We start from the raw sequence: 21,038 nt of genomic DNA, 5'->3' as shown, positions 1-21,038 counted from the left end.
GAGCGTCACGGCGAGCCTGAAGCACTTGTGCCGTTGATGGTGACCACCACGTGGTCCCCATCAACGGCACAGTCATCTGGCGAGGTCGGCGGACCTGTCGAGCAGCCGTGGAGTCACAGCAGGCGCATCAAGCGAGCCGCCTGCTTCTTCCACTGCCAGTTCTCCACCGCCCATTCCCGACCGGCGGCCCCCATGGCGGCGGCGAGTCGCGGGGACGTCAGGATCTCGATGATCGCCTCCGCGATCCGAACATGGTCGCGGCCGTCGACGACGGTTCCGGTCACGCCTTGCCGCACGGTCTCCGGGGCACCGCCGGAATCGCCGGCGACCACGGGCACGCCGCTGGCCGAGGCCTCGAGGAAGACGATCCCCAGTCCTTCGACGTCCAGTCCCCTGCCCCGCGTGCGGGTCGGCATCGCGAATACGTCCGCCATGGCGTGATGCATCGGCAGCTCGTCCGCGGGCACGCCGCCGGTGAACGTCACCGACTCTGTGACGCCGACCGACGCCGCCAACTCGTGCAGCCTCTCCGCGTACGGTCCGCCGCCGACGATCATCAACCGGGCGTCGGGAACCGCCGACAGGATCGTCGGCCAGGTCCGGATGAGCGCATCCTGCCCCTTGCGCGGCACCAGTCTCGACAGGCAGAGCACCACGGGCGCGTCTCCCAGGCCGTAGCGGTCGCGTAGGGCTCGGCGTGCTTCGGGATCGGGAGCGAACCGGTCGACGTCCACTCCGCAGGAGACGTACTCGAGCGCGGCCCGCGGGCCGAAGGCGGCAGCGAATCGATTGCGCGTGTAGCGGCTCACGTAGGTGATCGCATCGCTGTGGTCCCCGATGTAGCGGAGCACCTGACGCGATCCGGGGAGCATCGACCACCCGACCTCGTGACCGTGGGTGCTGGCGACGATCCGGCGCGCGCCTGCCTTCCGCAGCGACGGCCCGAGGACCGCCAGCGGTGCCGCCGCGCCGAACCAGACCGTGTGAACGTCGTTGTCTCGCACCAACTTCGCGGCGCGTCGTTGTACGAACGGGGTCGGCAGCATGAGGCTGGTCGGATGGCGGACGATGCGGTACGGCGCCGCTGCATCGTACGCCTCGCAGCCCTTCCACCGGGGTGCGTAGACGATCACCTCGTCGGGCGGCAGGGAGCCGATCATGTTCTCGAGATACGACTGGATTCCACCCGGCCGGGGCGGGAAGTCGTTGGTGACGAGCAGAGTTCGCCTCATCGTCGCGTTTGAGCTCGCAGCCATGCCTGCCAATCTGCCACGACCTTCGACTTGTCGACGCCCAGGGCGTCCTTCATCGCCGCGTCGGTGGTCTCCGTGTCCCCGCCCTTACCGACTTCGACGTACATCTTCTTCAGCTTCTCCTCGCCGTACTTGCCCGCCACGTATGCGGCGAACGACCACGCCGCCTGATACGCGACGCGGGCCGCATCCGTGCTCACCGAGAAGGCCCCGTCCGACGGCAGTGCCTTGGGGACGTCCCCGGCGGCGACGGCCGCCGCCAGTTCCGGTGCCGCATCGACGAGATCGCGGTAGGTGCCCTTCCTCCCGACGTACTCCGGTACGCCTTCGGTGAGCCACAACGGCGCGTTCTGCGCCGTCGACAGCCGCGACGCCACGTGGGTCAGCTCGTGCCGGAGGATCACCGCGAGCGCAGGCTTCGACAGCTGCCGCGCGGACGGAGTGAGCACGATCCGCTGCCCGATCACCTGTTGGTTCTGACGGTCGATCTTGGTGAAAACAGTCGCCGCCGCGGCTGCAGAGGTGTCGCCGGGGGCGGTACGGGTGAGCCCCGCGAACTGCGCGTCGTCCGCGGTCGCGATCACCGCGGCACGACGGACCCAGTCGTCGCCCCAGAATTCGGACACCGCGTCGACGGCCCCCGGCAGGATCTGCGCGACGTCCGCGGCCGTCCGTTCCGCACCGCGATAGTCGAGCACCGTCGACGTCCCGCCCGACGTGCGGCTGTCGGTCGCTTCGAGTCCTGGAAAGGCCCACGGTCCGATGTCCGGCGCCTTCGGGTTCTCGAGTTCGGCCTGCGACGGATCGGGCGCGAGCCCGCCGTCGCCGACGACTTTCCAGTCGTCGCCGTAGCGCGCGAACGTCAGACTCTGGTGGAGCGTCACGGTCGGCTCGTCGAGTCCGGGTGCCGATGCGCCGCCCAGCGCATAGTCGAGGTCGACCGGCGTCACCCAGCTGTCGGTCGCCCCGGCCGCTTCGAGCTTCGCCTCGAAATCGGGCTCCAGCAGGTGCTCCGGCCCGGTCTGCGGCGCGACGCGGTAGCGGAACTCCTTCAACTTGAGCGGCGACTTGTGCGGCGCGGCAGCGAAATCGGCCGCGATCGAGTCCAGATGTCGCCGGAACGCCGCCGTCGCCGCGGGATCGACGAGTGCGTCCAGCCCGCCTCGATCACCGCTTGAGAGCGTCGACGACAGCTGATCGAGGAGTGCCGTGACCCCGTCGTACCGCTGCTGCTCGAACGGATTCAGCGGTGTTGTCGCCGCGGCCGACGACGACGGCGCCGACGCGTTCTCCGAATCTGCTCCGCAACCGGCCAGCGTCACCGCCAGCGCGGCGATCATCGAGATCGATACCGCGGCCGCTCCGCGATCGGTCCGCACTCAGTACCGTCGCGCCGAGTTGTACGGGCCGGCCTTGTCGATCGGCACCACGGCGACGGGCACACCGAAGGTCGACGCGTGGACCACGTAGCCGTCGCCGACGTACATGCCGACGTGCGTGGCGTCCGGGTAGTAGATGATCAGGTCGCCGGGCTTGAGGTCACCGCGGTCGACGGCGGTGCCGCCCCCGAGCTGTGCCTCACTGGTGCGCGGAATCGTCCGGCCGGCCTGCTTATAGGCCCAGAGCATCAGACCGGAGCAGTCGAACTGGTTCGGCCCGGTGGCTCCCCACACATAGGGATCGCCGATACGGGAGATCGCCGCCTGCACGGCGACGAGTTCCGGCGAGGTGCCCTTCGGCACGGCACGCGGGTCGAAGTTGTACTTCGGACCGCGCAGGGCAGCGAGTTGGCGGCCGGTCATCGACTGGTAGATCGCACGGATCTGGACCGCCTCGATCTGGAGGTCTGCCTGCTTGGCCTGCAGCTCGCCGCGCTGCTTCTCCGACGCGGCGATCGCCTCGGTAGCCGTCGCCGCCGTCTTCTCCGCATCGGCCTTCGCAGCCTTCGCGTCCTTGGCGGTCTTCACGACGCTGCGCAGGTCGGTCGCCGCCTGGCGTGACATGACTTCCAGGCCGGACATGTTGTCGAGCAGGTTCTGGGGAGAATCGCTGACCAGCATCGCGTACAGCCGGTTGATCCGGGCTCCGCGGTAGCTGACGCGGGCCAGGGCGTCGACCTTCTTCTGAGCCTCGTCCATCTCGCCCTGCATCGCGGTGAGCTGTGCGGCGGCCCGCCCGGCCTTCTTCCGCGCCACCGAGACGATGTTGCGCTGCTTGTCGTACTCGACCTGTGCGGCGTTCATCGCCTCCGAGGTCTTCTCCGCGCTCTCCGAGAGATTCTTGTACTTGGACAGCAGTTGATCGGGTGTGCGCGCCGGATCCGCCGACACCGGAGCCGCGACGAGGAGCGTCGACGCCGACACCATCGCAAATCCCAGTGCCGCAACGCGTCTGGACACGCGCGACCTTCCACTCTTCATCACTCGAACTCGATCCTTGATAGCCGTGAGGGCGGGCGGCGTGTGTCACGCCGCCCGCCCTGCACTTAAGTCAAACGGCAGTCACCGCTCAGTAGCGGCGGATACCCGTGAGATCCCACGCCTTGACCTTGTCGCGCTTCACCGGAACACCCTCGGTGGACGAGTGCACGAAGATGCCGTCGCCCGCGTAGATGCCGGCGTGGCCGCCGCCGTTGAAGATCAGGATGTCGCCGGGCCGAGCCTGAGCCAGCGACGCAACGGGGGTGCCGCCGCCGAGCTGACCGTAACTGTCGCGCGGGATGATCTTGCCCGCCTGCTTGTAAGCCCACGAGGTGAGACCCGAGCAGTCGAAAGCGTTGGGGCCTGCGGCGCCGTACACGTAGGGCGAGCCGATCTTGGACTCCGCGTAGCGCAGCGCCTTCTTGGCGCGCACCTGCTGCGGGGAGCCGATGTCGAGGCTCGGAGCCTGCGGGGCCTTCGGCACGAGGTTCTGCGGCAGACCGGGAACGTCGAAGGTACCGACGTTCGGAACGGTCACCGGGGTCGCGTGTGCCGGAGCAGCGGCGAACGCCAGCGACCCGCCGATGGCGATCGAGCCGGCGAGGACTGCGGACTTGGCGGTCTTACGACCGACACTGGGCTGCTCCAAACGATGTTTGCCCACGAAAACACGTACTCCTTGTTCTTCTCCCTTGTCGCCGACCGGGTTAGCTGTCGGGTTCGGGCCGGAAGAGTATGGCCCTACGCACGCAGGCAGCAGCCGATGAGCGCTGCCTGGCGTGCGATTCACCCCAATCCACACTGACGAATTCTCATCGTCGCGCGGAGCAAGTGGTTCCCCGGTTCACCCCCGTTGGTGGGGGCGATTAGGCGATGACCCGCCGGGCGTCCGGATCGCTCCGGGACGACCCTGATTGGAAGGTCTCGGAAAGATTACGAAACCCCGCGAGCGATGTCCACCGGTTCGACGACGGCGTGCCGCGCGCAGGTTTTTCACACCGCACGAAGGTTACCCTGCCAACCGTCGGGAAAATGCCATTCACCTGCGGAGAAGCTGCGTTTTGCCGCCTCGGCGTCGTCGTTGGTGATCAATTCCGTGTCGGCGAACACATCGATCGCGGAGACGAGTTCGACCACCCGACCGTCAGGGTTCTCCCCCAGTCCATACTCGCTGGTAGCCGGGCCGAAGAAGACCTGCATCATGCAGTCGTCACAGGCCCGCGCCCGCATCGGGCACCGTGCACAGTCAATTCTCATGTGATCTGCCTCTCATCGCCGTGACGGAGGTCCCCAAACCGGGCAATAGCCTTGTCCGCGAACGGAGGACGGCCGTCGGTGTGCAATTCGACTGCAGACTACGAGCGACCTCCGACAACCTTCGGCAGGCCGCCATCGGTCACTCGAATGTCGGAGGCCGGCCGTACCGTGCGGGCATGACCGTCGAGCAACTGTCGTTCGAAGACCTCCCCGAGGCCGACGAGTTCACCAGGTCCGCATTGCGGGACACCACCTTCGTCGTCGTCGACCTGGAGACCACCGGCGGTAGCGCCGACGACGACCGGATCACCGAGATCGGCGCGGTGAAGATCCGTGGCGGCGAGGTCCTCGGCGAGTTCGCCACCCTCGTCGACCCGGGCCGAGCGATCCCGCCGCAGATCGTCGCCCTGACCGGTATCACGACAGCGATGCTGTACGACGCGCCGCGGATCGAAGAAGTCTTACCCGCATTCGCCGAGTTCGCTCGCGGAACCGTTCTCGTCGCCCACAACGCCCGCTTCGACATGGGCTTCCTGCGCAAGAGCGCCGCACGCATGCGGCTGCCGTGGCCGTTCAGCACGTCACTGTGCACGGTGGTGATGGCGCGCCGGATCCTCAGCAGGCAGGAGGCCCCGACAGTGAAGTTGTCGGCCCTCGCCGAGTTGTTCCAGGTGTCGGTGCGGCCGACACACCGCGCACTCGACGACGCGCGCGCGACCGTCGAGGTCTTCCACCGACTCCTCGAGCGCGTCGGAAACCAGGGTGTGCAGACCGTCGGCGATCTGACCGCCTACCTGCCGCGCGCCACTCCGGCCATGCGCGCCAAACGCTCGATCGCCTCCGGGCTGCCCCGCCGCCCCGGGGTCTATCTCTTCCGTGGTCCCGCAGACGAGGTCCTGTACATCGGAACCGCCGTCGACCTCCACCGCCGAGTGTCCGGCTATTTCAACGGCAGCGACGGCCGCGCACGCATGGCGGAGATGGTCTCGCTGGCCGTTCGTGTCGACCACGTCGAGTGCGCGCACGCCCTCGAAGCCGGTGTCGCCGAACTCAACCTGCTCGGGGTGCACAAGCCGTCGTACAACCGCCGCTCCCGAAACCCGCAGCGAGGCTGGTGGATCGCCCTCACCGCAGAGCGGTTCCCCCGACTCCGGGTGACACGGAGCCCCGGGCCCGAGTCGCTCGGTCCGGTGGCGAGCCGAGCAGTCGCCGCCGACGTCGCCGATGTGATCGCCGGCGCGGCGGGCCTGCGCACCTGCACGGCCGAACTCCGAAAGGCCTCCCACCACTGGTGCGAGGGCTCCGCGCAGGCCGACAGACTGCCCGATCCCCTCGTCGCTGCGGTTCCCGGCGTCTGCCGCGCCGCCAGCGACCGGCCGCAGACCGTCACCGACTACCTGTGCCGGGTCGAAGCGGTTCGCGAGCTGATCTCGGGCCGGTCCGATGCCCTGGTCGTCGCGCTGCACGAACGAGTCGCGTCGCTCTCGCAGCAACACAGGTTCGAGTCCGCGGCCCGTGCCCGCGCCCGCCTCTCTGCCACCATCGAGACCTTGGCTCGCGGTCAGCGGCTCACCGCGGTCGCGCAACGCGCGGAGGTGATCGCCGCCCGACCGGACGGTTCCGGAGGCTGGGAGTTCAGCCTCGTCCGATACGGCAGGCTCGCCGGTGCCGCGCACGCCCGCCGTGGCGTCCCGCCCATGCCGGTGGTCGAACGGATGCGCGCCGCCGGCACCACGGTCATGCCACCGGTGCCGGAGAGCGGCCCGTTAAGCGGCGCTCCGGCGGAGGAGATCGCACTGATCGAACGGTGGCTCTTCGAACCGGGCACCCGACTGGTCGATGTGACCGATCAGCTCTCACTCCCGATCGGAGCCGCGGAGCGGTGGCACGACTTCGCCAGGACCGCGCGGTCGGCACGAGACGCCGCGACTGGCATTAGAGTCGAGCCATGATCACCGCCATCGTCCTCATCGGAGCAGACATCCATCAGATTCCCGAAACGGCACAGGCTGTTGCGGAGATCCCCGGCGTCACCGAGGTCTACTCGTGCGCCGGTGACGTCGATCTGATCGCCAAGGTCCGGGTGCGCAACCACGAGGAGGTCGCCGACGTGGTGACCGGCGCGATCAACCGCATTCCCGGCGTACTCAGCAGCGCGACCCACATCGCATTCCGCAGCTACGCCAGTTCGGAGGTCGAGGGGGGATTCTCCATCGGCGAGGACTGACGCCCGCCGGGGAGGGTCAGCCCTGCGAAGCCACCCACTCGGCAACGCGGGCCGCGCTCTCCTCGTCTGACAGGTCGACGACCCTGGTCATCACCGACCAGCGGACTCCGAACGGGTCCCTGATGCTCGCGAAGCGATCGCCGGAGACGAAGTCCGCGGCCGGCTCTCGAACCGTGGCTCCGGCTGCCTCGGCGCGCGCGACGGTCGCATCGACGTCAGGGGTGTAAATCGCCAGCGAATAGCAGGCGTCATCCGGAGCGGGTGGCGCAACGAGTCCGTAGGCCTCGTTGGGTTCACCGAGTTGCATTCTGCCGCAGTCGAACTCGATCTCGGCGTGCGCGATCACCCCGCCGAACTCACTGATCGCGATGATTCGGGCACCGAAGACCTCGCGGTAGAACGCGATCGCCTCCGCGGCCCTCGAGACGACCAGAAACGGCGTCAGCGAGGTGAATCCCCTGGGCCGTCCCGCAGTCGTGTGAGCACCCTCGGCCGCAGCCGAAACACTCTGCGCCACAATTTATTCCGAGTCATTCGTGTAGTTCGTGGTCATGACTCGACGCTAACGGCGACACCGGCCTCCTCGCTTGTCGATTCCCGACACATGGCCGCTTATCATCAGCGAATGGATTCCAGCCCGTCGGACCGCGGCGTCCTCCGTCCCGAACTGCTGCCCGAGTTCAGTCGTCTGCCCGCCACCGGCAGCGCCGCCGACCTGGTCCGGTGGTTCTGGATCAGCAGGTGGGATCTCCCCCTCGGCAGACAGAGCACGCAGGACGTGATCGCATTCGGCGCGCTCAATCTCGTGGTGCAGCACGACGAGACCGTCATCTCCGGCGCGACCACCCGAATCAGTCACCGAACACTGATCGGCACCGGCTGGGCGGTCGGCGCACTGCTGCAGCCCGCCGCATCCGTGGGACTCCCCGTCCAGCCCCTCGACCTCGTCGATCGGGTCGAATCGGTCGACGGAGCCGAGTGGTCCGGGCTGCACTCGGCGGTCAGCGACGAGATGAGTCGCCGTCCGCCGGACCTCGCCGCGGCGACAGCGGCCATCAGCGCATGGCTCATCGATCGAGTGACTCCGACAGACGAGGCCTTACTGGTCAATCGTGCGGTGACCTCGATGGAGACGGATCCGTCACTGGTGCGCGTCGACCAGACCGCACGGCGATTCAACGTCAGCGAACGCACGCTGCAGCGACTCACCTCGAAGTACGTCGGCGTGAGTCCGGCATCGCTGATCCGCCGTCGTCGACTGCAGGAGGCGGCGCATCGAGTGCGCACGCGCCCGGACGCCTCGCTCGCACAGATCGCCGCCGATCTCGGCTATACCGATCACGCGCACATGACGCGCGACTTCGCGTCGGTCCTGGGTTTCAGTCCCAGCGCATACCGCTCCGACAGCTGATCGGTCAGTGCGGCGCGTCCGCCAGTCGGTTGGTGACCTCGACCCACCGGTCCAGCAGTGCGGCGGCGCGGCCCGAGTCGATCACATCTGCCACCCGCGTCAGCGCTGCGCGCATCGCGGCCACGAACTCGTCCTGGGTGAACAGTGCGCGCTGCTCGAAGGCGACGACCGCGGCCGCTGCGTTCAGGAGCACAGCATCGCGCACCGGCCCCTCGGTCCCGGCGAACAACTCGCGGGCGATCTGCGCATTCACCGACGCGTCACCGCCCTGCAACGCCGACAGTTCGACCAGACCGATTCCGAGGTCCCGCGGATCCAGGGTCAACTCGCCGACCTCGCCACCGACGATCTGCCACACCGACGACGTGGTCGTCGTCGTCAGCTCGTCCAGACCGTCGTCGCCGCGGACCAGCAGTACTCGATTGCCTCGCTCGGCGAACGCCTGGGCCAGCACCGGCGCCAGATCACTGAAGGCGCACCCGATGAGACCTGCGTCCGGCGCGGCGGGATTCGTCAACGGGCCGAGGACGTTGAAGACTGTCGGGATGCCGATCTGGCTCCGCGGCGGGCCGGTGAACCGGAACGCCGGATGGAACACCGGCGCGAAGCAGAAGCCGATGCCCAGCTCGACGACGCACTGCTCGACTGCAGCCGGCTTGAGGGTGATCGCGACCCCGAGCGCCTCGAGCACATCAGCTCCGCCGCTCTTCGACGACGCCGCGCGGTTGCCGTGCTTCACGACCGGAATCCCCGCCGCCGCCACGACCACCGAGGTCATCGTCGAGATGTTGACGGTGTGCGAACGGTCGCCGCCGGTACCGACGATGTCCACCGCCGCGCCGTCGACCTGAATGCGGTTCGCCAGCGAGAGCATCGCGGCCGACAGACCCCGGAGCTCGGCAGACGATGCGCCCTTCATCTTCACCCCGACGCCGAACGCCGCGATCTGCGCTCCGGTCGCCGCGTCGGACATGATCTCGCGCATCGCCCACGAGGCTTCATCGACGGTCAGGTCGATCCGATCCGTCACTTTTCCCAACACCGACGGCCAGGTGTAGGCGGTCTCCGAACCCGATGCGTCCTCAGCAGTCACGCGAACCACCCTAACGTCAGGCGAGGCCCGGCGTTACCGGGTATCCGGCACCCGCAACACCGCCCATCCCGTCACCCGACCGCCGGCCCGCGACATCATGCTCGACATCCGGGCACGCTCGCGCGACAGGACCACCGCATCGACGGGCAGCACCCGGGCGATCGTGACCGAGATCGAACCGTCCTCAGCGCCGTCCGACTCCGCCGCTGGGTCCCGGACGTATCCGTCCGCAGCGAGGCGAGCCATCACCGCATCGACCTCGACCGGCGGCAGCTGCAGGAGATGGCGCAGAACGACCGGTGCGACCTCGTCGAAACCGCACGACGCCAAGGCCGCCGAGCTGGGCACCGTCTCATCTGCGCCTTCAGCCACGATCCGCAGCGACGGATCGTCGATCCGCAGTGCCGCACTGTTCCCGGAACCGGTTCGCCACGGCAACTTCCAGGACACCATCAAGCCACCTCATGCGCACTCGTCATGGCCTTCACGGTAACCCTCATCCTCGTCTCAGGACACGCCGGTACTGTGTCGGGCATCGGCTCTACCAGCGGAAAGCGTACGAGTTCGAGCAATTTTCCTACCCGGGTGGTCAACGGTTACTACGAACCGTCATACTTCTCTTGTGACTAGCGCTGTGGGTAACTCAGAAACCGCCATCACCTCACGCGTGCACTCGCTGAACCGTCCGAACATGGTCAGCGTCGGCACCATCGTGTGGCTGTCGAGCGAGTTGATGTTCTTCGCCGGCCTCTTCGCGATGTATTTCGTCGCTCGGGCCAACTCGTCGGACGGCTGGCCGCAGCCGCCGACACACCTCAATCTCTGGCTCGCCGTGCCGGTGACGACGATCCTGATTCTCAGCTCCTTCACCTGCCAGGCAGGTGTCTTCGCAGCTGAGCGCGGTGACGTGTACGGGCTCCGCCGTTGGTACACCCTGACCCTGGTCATGGGCACCATCTTCGTCATCGGCCAGGCCACCGAGTACTACTCGCTGGTCCAGGAGGGCACCACCCTCTCGTCGAGCGCCTACGGCTCGGTCTTCTACATGGCCACCGGCTTCCACGGCATGCACGTCATCGGCGGTCTTCTCGCATTCGTGTTCCTGCTCGTCCGCACGCGCCTGTCGAAGTTCACTCCGGCACAGGCCACCGCGGCCATCGTCGTGTCGTACTACTGGCACTTCGTCGACGTCGTGTGGATCGCGCTGTTCGTCGTCATTTACTTCATCCGGTAGCCTCCGGCGGCCGAAGAACCGGCCGGCCCGCTGGACCGGTTCACATACATTCAGTCCAAACCGCTTAGTAGAGAGTCACAGATGAGATCATCTCCACCGAGTTCGCCGGAAGACCGCGACCCGTCCGATGACAACAACGACGGCGCGCGCGCTAAGCGACGTCGTAAGCTGCGGCGCCGCGCCAGCGGAACGCTCTTCCTGCTGCTGGGCCTGATCGCCACCGGCATCATCGCCGCCCTGATCCCATTCATCATACCCTCGGACTATGTTCAGGGTACCGTCCTCCCGTGGTGCGAGCCACGCCGGGTGCGTCGCCTCGGTCGCCGCAGGCAAGCAGCTGTACGACACCTCCTGCATCACCTGCCACGGCGCAAACCTCGAGGGCGTGCCGGACCGCGGACCTTCGCTCATCGGCGTCGGCGACGCCGCCGTGTACTTCCAGGTCTCGAGCGGCCGCATGCCCGCGGCCCGCAACGAGGCCCAGGCACAGCGCAAGCCCGCCAAGTTCACCGAGGCTCAGATCGACCAGCTCGGCGCCTACATTCAGGCCATGGGCGGCGGCCCGTCGGTCATGTACGAGAAGGACGCCGACGGCAACATCAAGTACAAGGACGGCTTCCCCGTTCTCGCCATGGACTCGCTCCGCGGCACCGACATCGGTCGCGGCTCGGAGCTGTTCCGCCTCAACTGCGCCTCCTGCCACAACTTCACCGGTCGTGGCGGCGCACTCTCGGGCGGCAAGTACGCGCCGCCGCTGACGGACGTCAATCCGCAGCAGCTCTACACCGCGATGCTCACCGGTCCGCAGAACATGCCCAAGTTCTCGAACCGCCAGCTGTCGGTGGCCGAGAAGAAGGACATCATCGGCTACATCCGCTACGTGGATACGGCCAACACCAGCGGAGGCTTCGGCCTGGGCGGTTTCGGCCCGGTCTCTGAGGGCATCGTCATGTGGGTTGTCGGCGTCAGCGCAGTCGTCGCCGGCGCAATGTGGATTGGATCACGAAATTGAGCGACTCGAGTAAGGACGTCCCGTCCGACGACCAGCTCGCCGCAATGTCTCGCGACGAGAAGGTCCGTCTCGGAACGAACCTCGACGGTGTGGAGATCATCCACCGCGCCGAGCGTTTCCCCGAGCCGGGCACCAAGGCCGAGAAGCGCGCCGAGTTCGCCGTAGCGATCTGGTTCGTGCTCGCCGGACTCTTCGCCATCGCAGGCTTCGCACTCTTCATCTGGAACGAGTGGGAGTTCCGGATGCCGGACGAGTCGGGATACTGGGCCTACACCCTGTACACCCCGCTTCTCGGCGTCAGCTTCGGCCTGTCGATCCTGTCGTTCGGCTTCGGCGTCGTTCAGCTGACCAAGCGCTTCATCCCGGCCGAGATCGCCGTGCAGGACCGCCACGACGGCGGCTCCACCGAGGTCGACAAGCAGACGGTCGTCGCTGAGCTCGACGACACCCTGCAGACCTCCACTCTCCCCCGCCGCAAGATGATCATCGGTTCGGCCGTCTTCGGTCTCGGTGCGCTCTCGGTCGCCGGCGGCGTCGCCGCGATCGGCGGTTTCATCAAGAACCCGTGGGCCAAGGGAGACGACGCTCCGCTGTGGCACAGTGGCTGGTCGCCGATCTACAACGAGACCAAGGGCGAGACCGTCTTCCTGCGCCGCGACACCGGCAACCCGTACCAGGTGGCCCTGGTACGCCCGGAGGATCTGGATGCGGGCGCCATGGAGACCGTCTTCCCGTGGCGTGTCTCGGACGGCTACGGCGAGACCGAGGAGTCGCGTCACAAGCTCCTCGAAGGTCTCCGCGAGGTCCGCAACCCCGTCATGCTGATCCGTCTCCGCCCCGCCGACGGCAAGCACGTCATCAAGCGCAAGGGCCAGGAGAGCTTCAACTACGGCGACTACTACGCCTACACCAAGGTCTGCAGCCACCTCGGCTGCCCGACCTCGCTGTACGAGCAGCAGACCAACCGGATCCTCTGCCCGTGCCACCAGTCGCAGTTCAACGCCCTCGAGTACGGCAAGGCGGTCTTCGGACCGGCGGCCCGTGCACTGGCGCAGCTGCCTCTCTCTGTTAACAACCAGGGTTACATGGTCGCCAACGGCGACTTCATCGAACCCGTCGGACCGGCATTCTGGGAGCGTAAGTCATGACGATCGCTGACCGCCTCGCCACGCAGGCAGAGGGCGTCGACTCGCGGTACCACCTCGCGTCCGGTATGCGTCGACAGATCAACAAGGTCTTCCCCACCCACTGGTCGTTCCTGCTGGGTGAGATCGCGCTGTACAGCTTCATCATCCTGTTGCTGTCCGGCACGTACCTGACCCTGTTCTTCGACCCGTCGATGGCTCACGTCATCTACGACGGCGCCTACCAGCCGCTCAACGGCGTCACCATGAGTAAGGCGTACGAGACGACCCTGAACATCTCGTTCGAGGTCCGCGGCGGCCTGTTCGTCCGCCAGATCCACCACTGGGCGGCACTGCTGTTCGCCGCGTCGATCATCATTCACATGATGCGAATCTTCTTCACCGGCGCGTTCCGTCGCCCGCGTGAGGCGAACTGGGTCATCGGCTGCTTCCTGCTGCTGCTGGCGATGTTCGAGGGATTCTTCGGCTACTCGCTGCCGGACGACCTGCTCTCGGGCACCGGCGTCCGCGCCGCCATGTCGGGCATCGTGCTGGGCATTCCGCTGATCGGCACCTGGGTTCAGTGGGCGCTGTTCAGCGGCGACTTCCCGGGCGACATCATCATCCCCCGTCTGTACGTGCTGCACATCCTGATCTTCCCGGCCATCATCCTGGGTCTGATCGGTGCGCACCTGGCGCTGGTCTGGTACCAGAAGCACACGCAGTTCCCCGGCCCCGGCCGTACCGAGAAGAACGTCGTCGGCGTTCGCATCCTCCCGGTCTTCGCGGCCAAGGGCGGCGCGTTCTTCGCGATCATCACCGGATTCCTGGCGCTGTTCGCAGGCATCTTCCAGATCAACGCCGTGTGGAACATCGGTCCGTACAACCCGGCACAGGTCTCGGCTGGTTCGCAGCCAGACATCTACATGATGTGGACGGACGGCTTCGCCCGCTTGATGCCACCGTGGGAGCTCTACCTGGGCAACTACACGATCCCCGCGATCTTCTGGGTCGTGGTGCTGATCGGCGTGATCTTCGGTCTCCTCTTCACGTATCCGTGGATCGAGAAGAAGCTGACCGGCGACACCGCACACCACAACCTGCTGCAGCGTCCGCGTGACACCCCGGTGCGCACCGCGGTCGGCGCCATGGCGCTGGCGTTCTACATCATCCTCACGGTGAGCTGTATGAACGACATCATCGCGCTGAAGTTCCACATCTCGCTGAACGCCACCACGTGGATGGGCCGCATCGGTCTGCTGGTGATCCCGCCGCTGGTGTACTTCATCGCCTACCGCTGGGCGCTCTCGCTCCAGCGCAGCGACCGCGAGGTCCTCGCACACGGCATCGAGACCGGCATCATCCGCCGCGAGCCCAAGGGCGAGTACATCGAGATCCACCAGCCGCTCGGACCGGTCGACGACCACGGTCACCCGATCCCGCTGCCCTACCAGGGAGCACCGCTGCCGAAGCGGATGAACAAGCTCGGCTCGGCGGGCTCGCCCGGCACCGGAACCGTCCTGGTCCCGGACACCGCGGAAGAGCAGGCGCTCAACGAGCGCATCGCTCACGAGCAGCACGAAGCGGAGAAGAAGGCGATCATCGCCCTTCAGGAAAAGGGTGGAAACCCCCTCGACTGATCTCTGCACAGTCACCGACGACGGAGGCCGTCTCGCTCTCGCGAGGCGGCCTCCGTCGTCTCTGCGCTCCCCTCCCCCGCTGACGGTCGTGCGCGGCGTTCAAGCTCCGCCGTCCGGCGCCCGCCTGATCACCGTTGTGGTCTGTGTCGGGATCGGCGGCCGTCAGACAGAACTTCGCGGCGTATCCGGATCCCGCCGGCCGTCGTATCGTGAGCGACGGCGATCCGCTCCCCTTGGCGCCGTCCGCTCCCGCGGCCGTCATCCGCTCCCCTCGCCCGCATCCGCTGCTGTCCCGAGGGGAGCGTTTGCAGGCCAGCGGAGCGGATGCAGGCGAGCGGAGCGACTGAGATCGTCGTCGATCGACGCGAGTGCCTGCGGACCGTCATGTCGTGCACCGGCGGCCATTCGCTCCCGCGGCCGTCACGCGCTCCCCTCACCTGCATCCGCTGCCCTCCGGAGGGCAGCATTTGCAGGTGAGTGGAGCGGATGCAGGCGGGCGGAGCGACTGCGACGGTCACGCGCTCCCCTCACCTGCATCTGCGGCCCTCCGGAGGGGAGCGTTTGCAGACACGCGGCTGTCCGCTCCCGCCAAGCGTCATATGCTCCCGTCGCCTGCATCCGCGGCGCTCCCGTGAGGAGCAGATGCAGACGGGCAGAGCAACTGCGATCGTCGTCGATCCATACGAGTGTCTGAGCACTGTCGCGTCGTGAGGTAGCGGTCGTCCTCCGCTCCCCTCGTTTCGATCCGCTCCCGCGGCCGTCATCCGCTCCCCGCACCTGCATCCGCGGCTGTCCGGAGCGGAGCGTTTGCAGGCCAGCGGAGCGGAGGCAGGCGGGCGGAGCGGGTGCAGGCGGGTGGAGCGACCGCGACGGTCATCGATCGACACCAGTGCCTGTGGACCGTCATGTCGTGCACCGGCGGCGATCCGCTCTCGCCACCGTCACGCGCTCCCCGCACCTGCATCCGCGGCTGTCCGGAGGGGAGCGTTTGCAGGCGAGCGGAGCGGGTGCAGGCGAGCGGAGCGACTGCGACCGTCATCGATCGACGCGAGTGCCTGCGGACCGTCATGTCGTGCTCCGGCGGCCATCCGCTCCCGCGGCCGTCATGTGCTCCCCTCGCCTGCAAATGCTGCCCTCCGGAGGGCAGCGTTTGCAGGCGAGCGGAGCGTTTGCGATCGGCGTGGATCGACACCAGACTCTGCGCGCCGTCGCGTCGCGAACCAGCGGGCTATCCGCTCCCCGCACCTGCATCCGCAGCCCTCCCGACGGGAGCGTTTGCAGACGGGTGTAGCCGCCCTGAACGGCGGATTCGACGAGCCCTGCAACCACGACAACCAGTGCACCCCTCGAACACGACGAAGCCGCACCCGGATATTCCGGGTGCGGCTTCGAGGAGCTCTTACGTCGAGACGGTCAGTGCTTCTCGGGTCCGACGTGGTACTCGAACACCAGGCCGGCGACCGTCGCGATGATGATCGGAACGATACCCAGCGCGAACCACCAGTTGGCGGTGGCGAAACCGATCGCGAACAGAGCGGCGGCACCGGCGATCATGATCGGCCAGTAGCTGTGCGGCGAGAAGAAGCCGAGCTCACCGGCGCCGTCCTCGATCTCAGCCTCTTCGTAGTCCTCCGGGCGGATCTCCACGCGGCGGGCGACGAACCGGAAGTAGGTGCCTGCGATGAGCGCCAGACCGCCGGAGAAGAACATGGCGGTCGCGCCCGCCCACTCCACACCGGTGCGGTAGTAGAACGTGGCGACGCTGTAGATGACGCCCATCAGGATGAAGAACAGGGCGAGGGCCTCAAAGACCCGTGCTTCGACCTTCATTGTTTGTCAGACCTCCGGGGTGCACTGGGCGATGGTCGTGTTGCTGGCATCGCCGAGATCCTTCGGGGTGGTTCCGTTGGAGACGCGGCGGGTGTCGAACGGAACCGTGGTGACCGACTGCGGCACCTGGCAGACCGCCTGCAGCGCCTGAGCGTTGCTCGCGTCCGGGTGCGACTGACGGTACTTGATGTAGTTCGTGAACGTCTGCGGGCTGACCGCGCGGATCTCGAAGTTCATCATCGCGTGGAACGTTCCGCACATCTCGGCGCAACGACCGACGAACGCGCCTTCACGGTCGATCTTGGAGATCTGGAAGCTGGAGTCCTGATGGTTCTGCTCCGGGAAGGGCATCACGTCGCGCTTGAACAGGAACTCGGGAACCCAGAACGAGTGGATGACGTCGGCGGCGGCGAGGTCGAACTCGATGCGCGTGTTCGTCGGCAGAACCAGAATCGGGATCTCGGACGAGGAGCCCAGGGTCTCGATCTTGTCGTAGCTCAGGTAGTCGCGGATCTCGTTCGCACGACCGCCGGCGGCGCCCAGGATCTCCTCCTGCTTGCCGTCCTCTTCGCGGTACTTCGCGATCTGCTCCTTGAAGGCCTCACCCTTCTTGGAGTCGGTCTTCGCGTTGACCAGCTGCTGGCCGTCGATGGTGACCGACTTGTAGCCGAACTTCCAGTTCCACTGGAACGCGGTCACGTCGATCGCGACAGCCGGATTCTCTTCCTTCTTCTCCACCGTGTTCTGAACGACGACGGTGAAGTAGAACATCACGGCGATCAGCACGAACGGAATCGCGGTGTACGCCAACTCCAGCGGCACGTTGTAGCCGGTCTGGCGAGGAATCTCGTCCTCGGCGGTCCCGTTCTTCTTGCGGCGATGGAAGGTGATGGTCCAGAAGATCAGCGCCCACACCAGCACACCCATGGCCAGGGCGGCGATGACCGACCAGGTCCAGAAGTTTCGCATCTCCTGGCCCTCGGGAGTGACTCCCTCCGGCCAACCGAAACGCAGTGCCTCTTCAGCACTGCAGCCCGATGTCATCAGCACACCGACGCCGAGGACCACAAGGCCACTCAGTCTCTTGATCATGCGCGACGGAGATCCCTTCCGTCGCGCAGACGGCCGTACACCGTTCGTCAATTTCACGCCTTCCTGCTGGCAGGGAGCTGTTCTTCCAAGGCCTGCGACGACGAGCAGACACTCCTCGACGCAATTCTTGCACCTAGTACTACGCAGCGTAGACCAACCCGGCGAAGTAGTCGTGATTGGGGTTGGCTGTTTCGCACGACATTTTCAGCGACCTGGGAATACTGCTCCGACCTGAGGTGATTCCGCCCTCGTCCGAGCGCGGCGGACTCGCGGCCACGATCGGATCTGCGGCATAGTGGAACCGCTCGCGGGCGCTCGGTTGCGCCCGTCTGACCTGACCGCATCTGCGAAATGAGGCCCTGACACCGTGTGTGGCTTGCTCGGAATGCTCACCAGCGACGGTTCGGCGTCGTCCACCACAGATCTGGTCGCCTCCGCGGCCACCTGTATGCGGCACCGCGGCCCGGATGATCTGGGTACGTGGAACGACGACGACCTCGTCTTCGGCTTCAACCGCCTCTCGATCATCGACATCGAGCACTCGCACCAGCCACTGCGCTGGGGCCCGGATGAGAGTCCGGAGCGCTATGCGCTGGTCTTCAACGGCGAGATCTACAACTATCTGGAGATCCGCGATGAGCTGAAGCGCGACCACGACGCCCCGTTCCGCACCGAGGGCGACGGCGAGTCGATCGTGGCCGGCTTCCACTACTGGGGGCCCGAAGTGGTGCGCAAGCTTCGCGGCATGTTCGCGTTCGCGATCTGGGACACCGAGACCCGGGAACTGTTCATCGCCCGCGACTCGTTCGGCATCAAGCCGCTGTTCCTCGCCACCAGCGGCCGCGGCACGGCCTTCGGCTCGGAGAAGAAGAGTCTGCTCCAACTCCTGGACCGTCTCGAACTCGGCCGCGAACTCGACGACCGCGCCATCGAGCACTACACGGTGCTGCAGTACGTTCCCGAGCCCGAAACGCTCCACCGCGACATCACGCGGTTGGAGTCCGGCTGCTACGCGACGTTGACGCCGGGCCAGGCGCCGGTCGTCACCCGGTACTTCAAGCCGCGGTTCCCGGTACGACCGTTCGCCGCAGGCGGCGAGCAGAAGCGCTACGACGAGATCGCCGACGTGCTGCGCGACTCGGTGGCCAAGCACATGCGGGCCGACGTGACCGTCGGATCGTTCCTATCGGGCGGCATCGACTCGACGGCGATCGCCGCCCTCGCGATCCAGCACAACCCCGACCTGATCACCTTCACCACCGGCTTCGAGCGCGAGGGCTACTCGGAGGTCGACGTCGCCGCGGAGTCTGCGGAGGCGATCGGCGCCCGGCACATCGTCAAGGTCGTCTCCCCGCGCGAGTTCATCGAGGCGCTGCCGCAGATCATCTGGTACCTCGACGACCCCGTCGCCGACCCGGCGCTCGTCCCCCTCTACTTCGTCGCCGCGGAAGCCCGCAAGCATGTGAAGGTCGTGCTCTCCGGCGAGGGCGCCGACGAGCTCTTCGGCGGCTACACGATCTACAAGGAGCCGCTGTCGCTCAAGTCGTTCGACAAGCTCCCGCGCGGACTCCGACGCTTCGCCGGCAAGGTCTCCGACCGGATCCCCGAGGGGACACGCGGCAAGAGCCTGCTTCACCGCGGGTCCCTGACCCTCGAGGAGCGCTACTACGGCAACGCCCGCAGCTTCGACGACGCCCGCCTGCGCGCCGTGCTGCGGAACTTCCGCGAGGACTGGACGCACCAGGACGTCACCGCGCCGATCTACCGCATGAGCGAAGGCATGGATCCGGTGACGCGGATGCAGCATCTCGACCTGTTCACGTGGCTCCGCGGCGACATCCTGGTCAAGGCCGACAAGATCAACATGGCGCACTCGCTCGAGCTGCGCGTGCCGTTCCTCGACAAGGAGGTGTTCGCGGTCGCCGAGCAGCTCCCGTTCGAGGAGAAGATCAGCCACGGCACCACCAAGTACGCGCTGCGCAAGGCGCTCGAGCAGATCGTGCCGCCGCACGTGCTGCACCGCCGCAAGCTCGGCTTCCCGGTCCCGCTGCGGCACTGGCTGGCCGGGACCGAGATGTACGACTGGGCCCGCGAGCTGATCGCGTCGTCGGACACCGATCACATCTTCGACAAGCGGTTCGTCATGGAGATGCTCGAGGAGCATCGCCGCGGCGAGGTCGACAACAGCCGCCGCATCTGGACGGTGATCTGCTTCATGCTCTGGTACGGCATCTTCGTCGACGGCACCGTCGTCCCGAGTATCGAAGATCACGTGTACCCGGTTCGGTTGTAGCGCTTCTCTGCTGGGTTACGACGGCAAGGCGGGGCGAAACACTTTCCTCGGCAGTCCTCGCGAGCTCGCCTAGCGGCTCGCTCGCTGCGGAGGGCTCCGAAAGTGTTTCGCCCCGCCTTGCCTCGTTCCGCTGAAGGTGCGGTTCGCCCGGCCGTCGGAGACGTAGTGGGGCGTTTACAAGACCGTCTTGATCTCCGCGGCGGCGTCGGCGCCGTAGGCCTCGGTCAGTCGCTCGACGGCCACGTCGACATTCCAGGTCCAGCCCTGCGTGGACTCCGACTCCAGGACCAGCGTCGCGACCATCGCGCCGAGCTGAGCCGAGCGCTCGTAGCCGAGACCGCGGGCGAGGCCCGTCAGGAAGCCCGCGCGGAAGCCGTCGCCCACGCCGGTCGGGTCCACCTGCTCGCGGACCGGCACGACGCCGACGTGCGTCACGGTGCCGTCGGCCTCGACGATGTCCACTCCCCCGGCACCGAGGGTGGTGACCCGCGTACCCACCATCGCCGCCACCTGCGTCGCGTCGAGACCGGTCTTCTGCTGCAGCAGTCCCCACTCGTACTCGTTGGTGAACAGGTACGTGGCGCCGTCGATCAGGTCGCGCGCGGCGTCGCCGTCGAGGCGCGCCAGCTGCTGCGACGGATCCGCCGCGAACGGGATCCCCTGCTCGCGGCACGTGCGCGTGTGTCCGACCATCGCGTCGGGGTCGTCGGCGCCGATCAGAACGAGATCGGGGCGGCCGGTAGTCGCGAACAACCCGGTCAGGTCGATGTCGCGCGCCTCGCTCATCGCGCCCGCGTAGAAGGTCGCGAGCTGCGCCATCGTCTCGTCGGTGGTGCACATGAAGCGCGCCGTGTGCTTGGTGGCCGAGCGGGACACACCGCGGCAGTCGACGCCATGCTTCGCCAGCCAGCCCTCGTACTCGTCGAAGTCGGCGCCGGCGGCCGCGATCAACAACGGCTTCTCACCGAGCGCGCCGATCGCGTAGGCGATGTTCCCGCCGACGCCGCCCCGGTGCACCACGAGGTCCTCGACGAGGAAGCTCAAAGAGATGTGCTCGAGCTGGTCGGCGACCAGCTGCTCGGAGAACTTGCCGGGGAACTTCATCAGATGATCGGTCGCAAGCGACCCGCAGACGGCGATAAACATCTGTCC

18 protein-coding genes, 1 pseudogene and 1 riboswitch are annotated in these 21,038 nt (G+C 66.9%); of the genes and pseudogenes, 8 read left to right on the top strand and 11 right to left on the bottom strand.

Annotated features, from left to right (window positions below; translation table 11 throughout):
• Positions 1 to 113: 113 nt before the first annotated feature.
• From SCNU_RS06230 to SCNU_RS06210, 5 genes are all read right to left on the bottom strand, one after another.
• Positions 114 to 1,232 (bottom strand): glycosyltransferase family 4 protein, encoded by a 1,119-nt coding sequence (locus SCNU_RS06230; RefSeq protein ID WP_009678503.1) that lies wholly within the window; start codon positions 1,230 to 1,232, stop codon positions 114 to 116.
• A complete protein-coding gene (locus SCNU_RS06225) occupies positions 1,229 to 2,632 on the bottom strand; it encodes a peptidase MA family metallohydrolase (RefSeq protein WP_009678502.1) in 1,404 nt (467 codons plus the stop codon). Before SCNU_RS06225 ends, SCNU_RS06230 begins: the two co-directional genes overlap by 4 nt.
• Positions 2,633 to 3,673, bottom strand: coding sequence for a C40 family peptidase (locus SCNU_RS06220; protein WP_420795019.1), 1,041 nt, complete (start codon positions 3,671 to 3,673; stop codon positions 2,633 to 2,635).
• Positions 3,674 to 3,761: 88 nt separating this feature from the next.
• The gene (locus SCNU_RS06215) at positions 3,762 to 4,337 is read right to left on the bottom strand and encodes a C40 family peptidase (protein WP_009678500.1); all 576 of its coding nucleotides are present in this window, start codon (positions 4,335 to 4,337) and stop codon (positions 3,762 to 3,764) included.
• Positions 4,338 to 4,355: 18 nt separating this feature from the next.
• Positions 4,356 to 4,556: riboswitch (cyclic di-AMP (ydaO/yuaA leader) on the bottom strand.
• Between the two features lie 110 nt (positions 4,557 to 4,666).
• Positions 4,667 to 4,876 carry a hypothetical protein gene (locus SCNU_RS06210; RefSeq protein WP_009678499.1) on the bottom strand — a complete coding sequence of 70 codons (210 nt, stop codon included), beginning with the start codon at positions 4,874 to 4,876 and terminating at the stop codon, positions 4,667 to 4,669.
• Between the two features lie 230 nt (positions 4,877 to 5,106).
• On the opposite strand from SCNU_RS06210, the gene SCNU_RS06205 reads away from it, so the two are divergent.
• Both SCNU_RS06205 and SCNU_RS06200 read left to right on the top strand, forming a co-directional pair.
• The gene (locus SCNU_RS06205; RefSeq protein WP_040517822.1) at positions 5,107 to 6,882 is read left to right on the top strand and encodes a DEDD exonuclease domain-containing protein; all 1,776 of its coding nucleotides are present in this window, start codon (positions 5,107 to 5,109) and stop codon (positions 6,880 to 6,882) included.
• The gene (locus SCNU_RS06200; RefSeq protein ID WP_009678497.1) at positions 6,879 to 7,157 is read left to right on the top strand and encodes an Lrp/AsnC family transcriptional regulator; all 279 of its coding nucleotides are present in this window, start codon (positions 6,879 to 6,881) and stop codon (positions 7,155 to 7,157) included. The genes SCNU_RS06205 and SCNU_RS06200 overlap by 4 nt, the downstream gene beginning before the upstream one ends.
• 16 nt (positions 7,158 to 7,173) lie before the next feature.
• Here SCNU_RS06200 and SCNU_RS06195 read toward each other — a convergent pair whose 3' ends face one another.
• Positions 7,174 to 7,674, bottom strand: coding sequence for a VOC family protein (locus SCNU_RS06195; protein WP_009678496.1), 501 nt, complete (start codon positions 7,672 to 7,674; stop codon positions 7,174 to 7,176).
• A gap of 108 nt (positions 7,675 to 7,782) precedes the next feature.
• On the opposite strand from SCNU_RS06195, the gene SCNU_RS06190 reads away from it, so the two are divergent.
• Positions 7,783 to 8,568, top strand: coding sequence for a helix-turn-helix domain-containing protein (locus tag SCNU_RS06190; protein WP_040517821.1), 786 nt, complete (start codon positions 7,783 to 7,785; stop codon positions 8,566 to 8,568).
• Positions 8,569 to 8,572: 4 nt separating this feature from the next.
• Here the strand turns inward: SCNU_RS06190 and trpD are convergent, their stop codons facing one another.
• Together trpD and SCNU_RS06180 are read right to left on the bottom strand one after the other, a co-directional pair.
• Positions 8,573 to 9,661: an anthranilate phosphoribosyltransferase gene (trpD, locus tag SCNU_RS06185; protein WP_009678494.1), complete on the bottom strand. Its 1,089-nt coding sequence runs from the start codon at positions 9,659 to 9,661 to the stop codon at positions 8,573 to 8,575.
• 33 nt (positions 9,662 to 9,694) lie between these two features.
• A complete protein-coding gene (locus SCNU_RS06180; RefSeq protein ID WP_009678493.1) occupies positions 9,695 to 10,114 on the bottom strand; it encodes a hypothetical protein in 420 nt (139 codons plus the stop codon).
• A gap of 169 nt (positions 10,115 to 10,283) precedes the next feature.
• On the opposite strand from SCNU_RS06180, the gene ctaE reads away from it, so the two are divergent.
• From ctaE to qcrB, 4 genes and pseudogenes are all read left to right on the top strand, one after another.
• Positions 10,284 to 10,895, top strand: coding sequence for an aa3-type cytochrome oxidase subunit III (ctaE, locus tag SCNU_RS06175; RefSeq protein ID WP_009678492.1), 612 nt, complete (start codon positions 10,284 to 10,286; stop codon positions 10,893 to 10,895).
• An 81-nt stretch (positions 10,896 to 10,976) separates the two neighbouring features.
• Positions 10,977 to 11,907, top strand: a pseudogene (qcrC, locus tag SCNU_RS06170) (cytochrome bc1 complex diheme cytochrome c subunit).
• Complete coding sequence (gene qcrA / locus SCNU_RS06165) at positions 11,904 to 13,055, top strand: cytochrome bc1 complex Rieske iron-sulfur subunit (RefSeq protein WP_009678489.1); 1,152 nt, start codon at positions 11,904 to 11,906, stop codon at positions 13,053 to 13,055. Before qcrC ends, qcrA begins: the two are co-directional and overlap by 4 nt.
• A complete protein-coding gene (gene qcrB, locus SCNU_RS06160; protein WP_009678488.1) occupies positions 13,052 to 14,671 on the top strand; it encodes a cytochrome bc1 complex cytochrome b subunit in 1,620 nt (539 codons plus the stop codon). Before qcrA ends, qcrB begins: the two co-directional genes overlap by 4 nt.
• A 1,413-nt stretch (positions 14,672 to 16,084) precedes the next feature.
• Here qcrB and SCNU_RS06155 read toward each other — a convergent pair.
• Together SCNU_RS06155 and ctaC are read right to left on the bottom strand one after the other, a co-directional pair.
• Entirely contained in the window at positions 16,085 to 16,501 is a 417-nt protein-coding gene (locus SCNU_RS06155) for a cytochrome c oxidase subunit 4 (RefSeq protein WP_009678487.1), read from the bottom strand.
• 6 nt (positions 16,502 to 16,507) lie between these two features.
• Positions 16,508 to 17,593, bottom strand: a complete 1,086-nt coding sequence (gene ctaC, locus SCNU_RS06150; RefSeq protein WP_050792769.1) for an aa3-type cytochrome oxidase subunit II — start codon at positions 17,591 to 17,593, stop codon at positions 16,508 to 16,510.
• A 367-nt stretch (positions 17,594 to 17,960) separates the two neighbouring features.
• Here ctaC and asnB point away from each other — a divergent pair, with 367 nt between their 5' ends.
• On the top strand, positions 17,961 to 19,886 hold the full coding sequence (gene asnB / locus SCNU_RS06145) for an asparagine synthase (glutamine-hydrolyzing) (RefSeq protein ID WP_009678485.1): 1,926 nt from the start codon (positions 17,961 to 17,963) through the stop codon (positions 19,884 to 19,886).
• Positions 19,887 to 20,060: 174 nt separating this feature from the next.
• Here asnB and SCNU_RS06140 read toward each other — a convergent pair whose 3' ends face one another.
• Positions 20,061 to 21,032 (bottom strand): carbohydrate kinase family protein, encoded by a 972-nt coding sequence (locus SCNU_RS06140; protein WP_009678484.1) that lies wholly within the window; start codon positions 21,030 to 21,032, stop codon positions 20,061 to 20,063.
• Positions 21,033 to 21,038 lie beyond the last annotated feature (6 nt).

The organism is Gordonia neofelifaecis NRRL B-59395, from assembly GCF_000192435.1.
In the GTDB taxonomy this organism is placed as follows: Bacteria; Actinomycetota; Actinomycetes; order Mycobacteriales; family Mycobacteriaceae; genus Gordonia; species Gordonia neofelifaecis.
The sequence above is the reverse complement of the archived record's forward strand: the minus strand, read 5'-3'. Positions and strand labels throughout refer to the sequence as shown.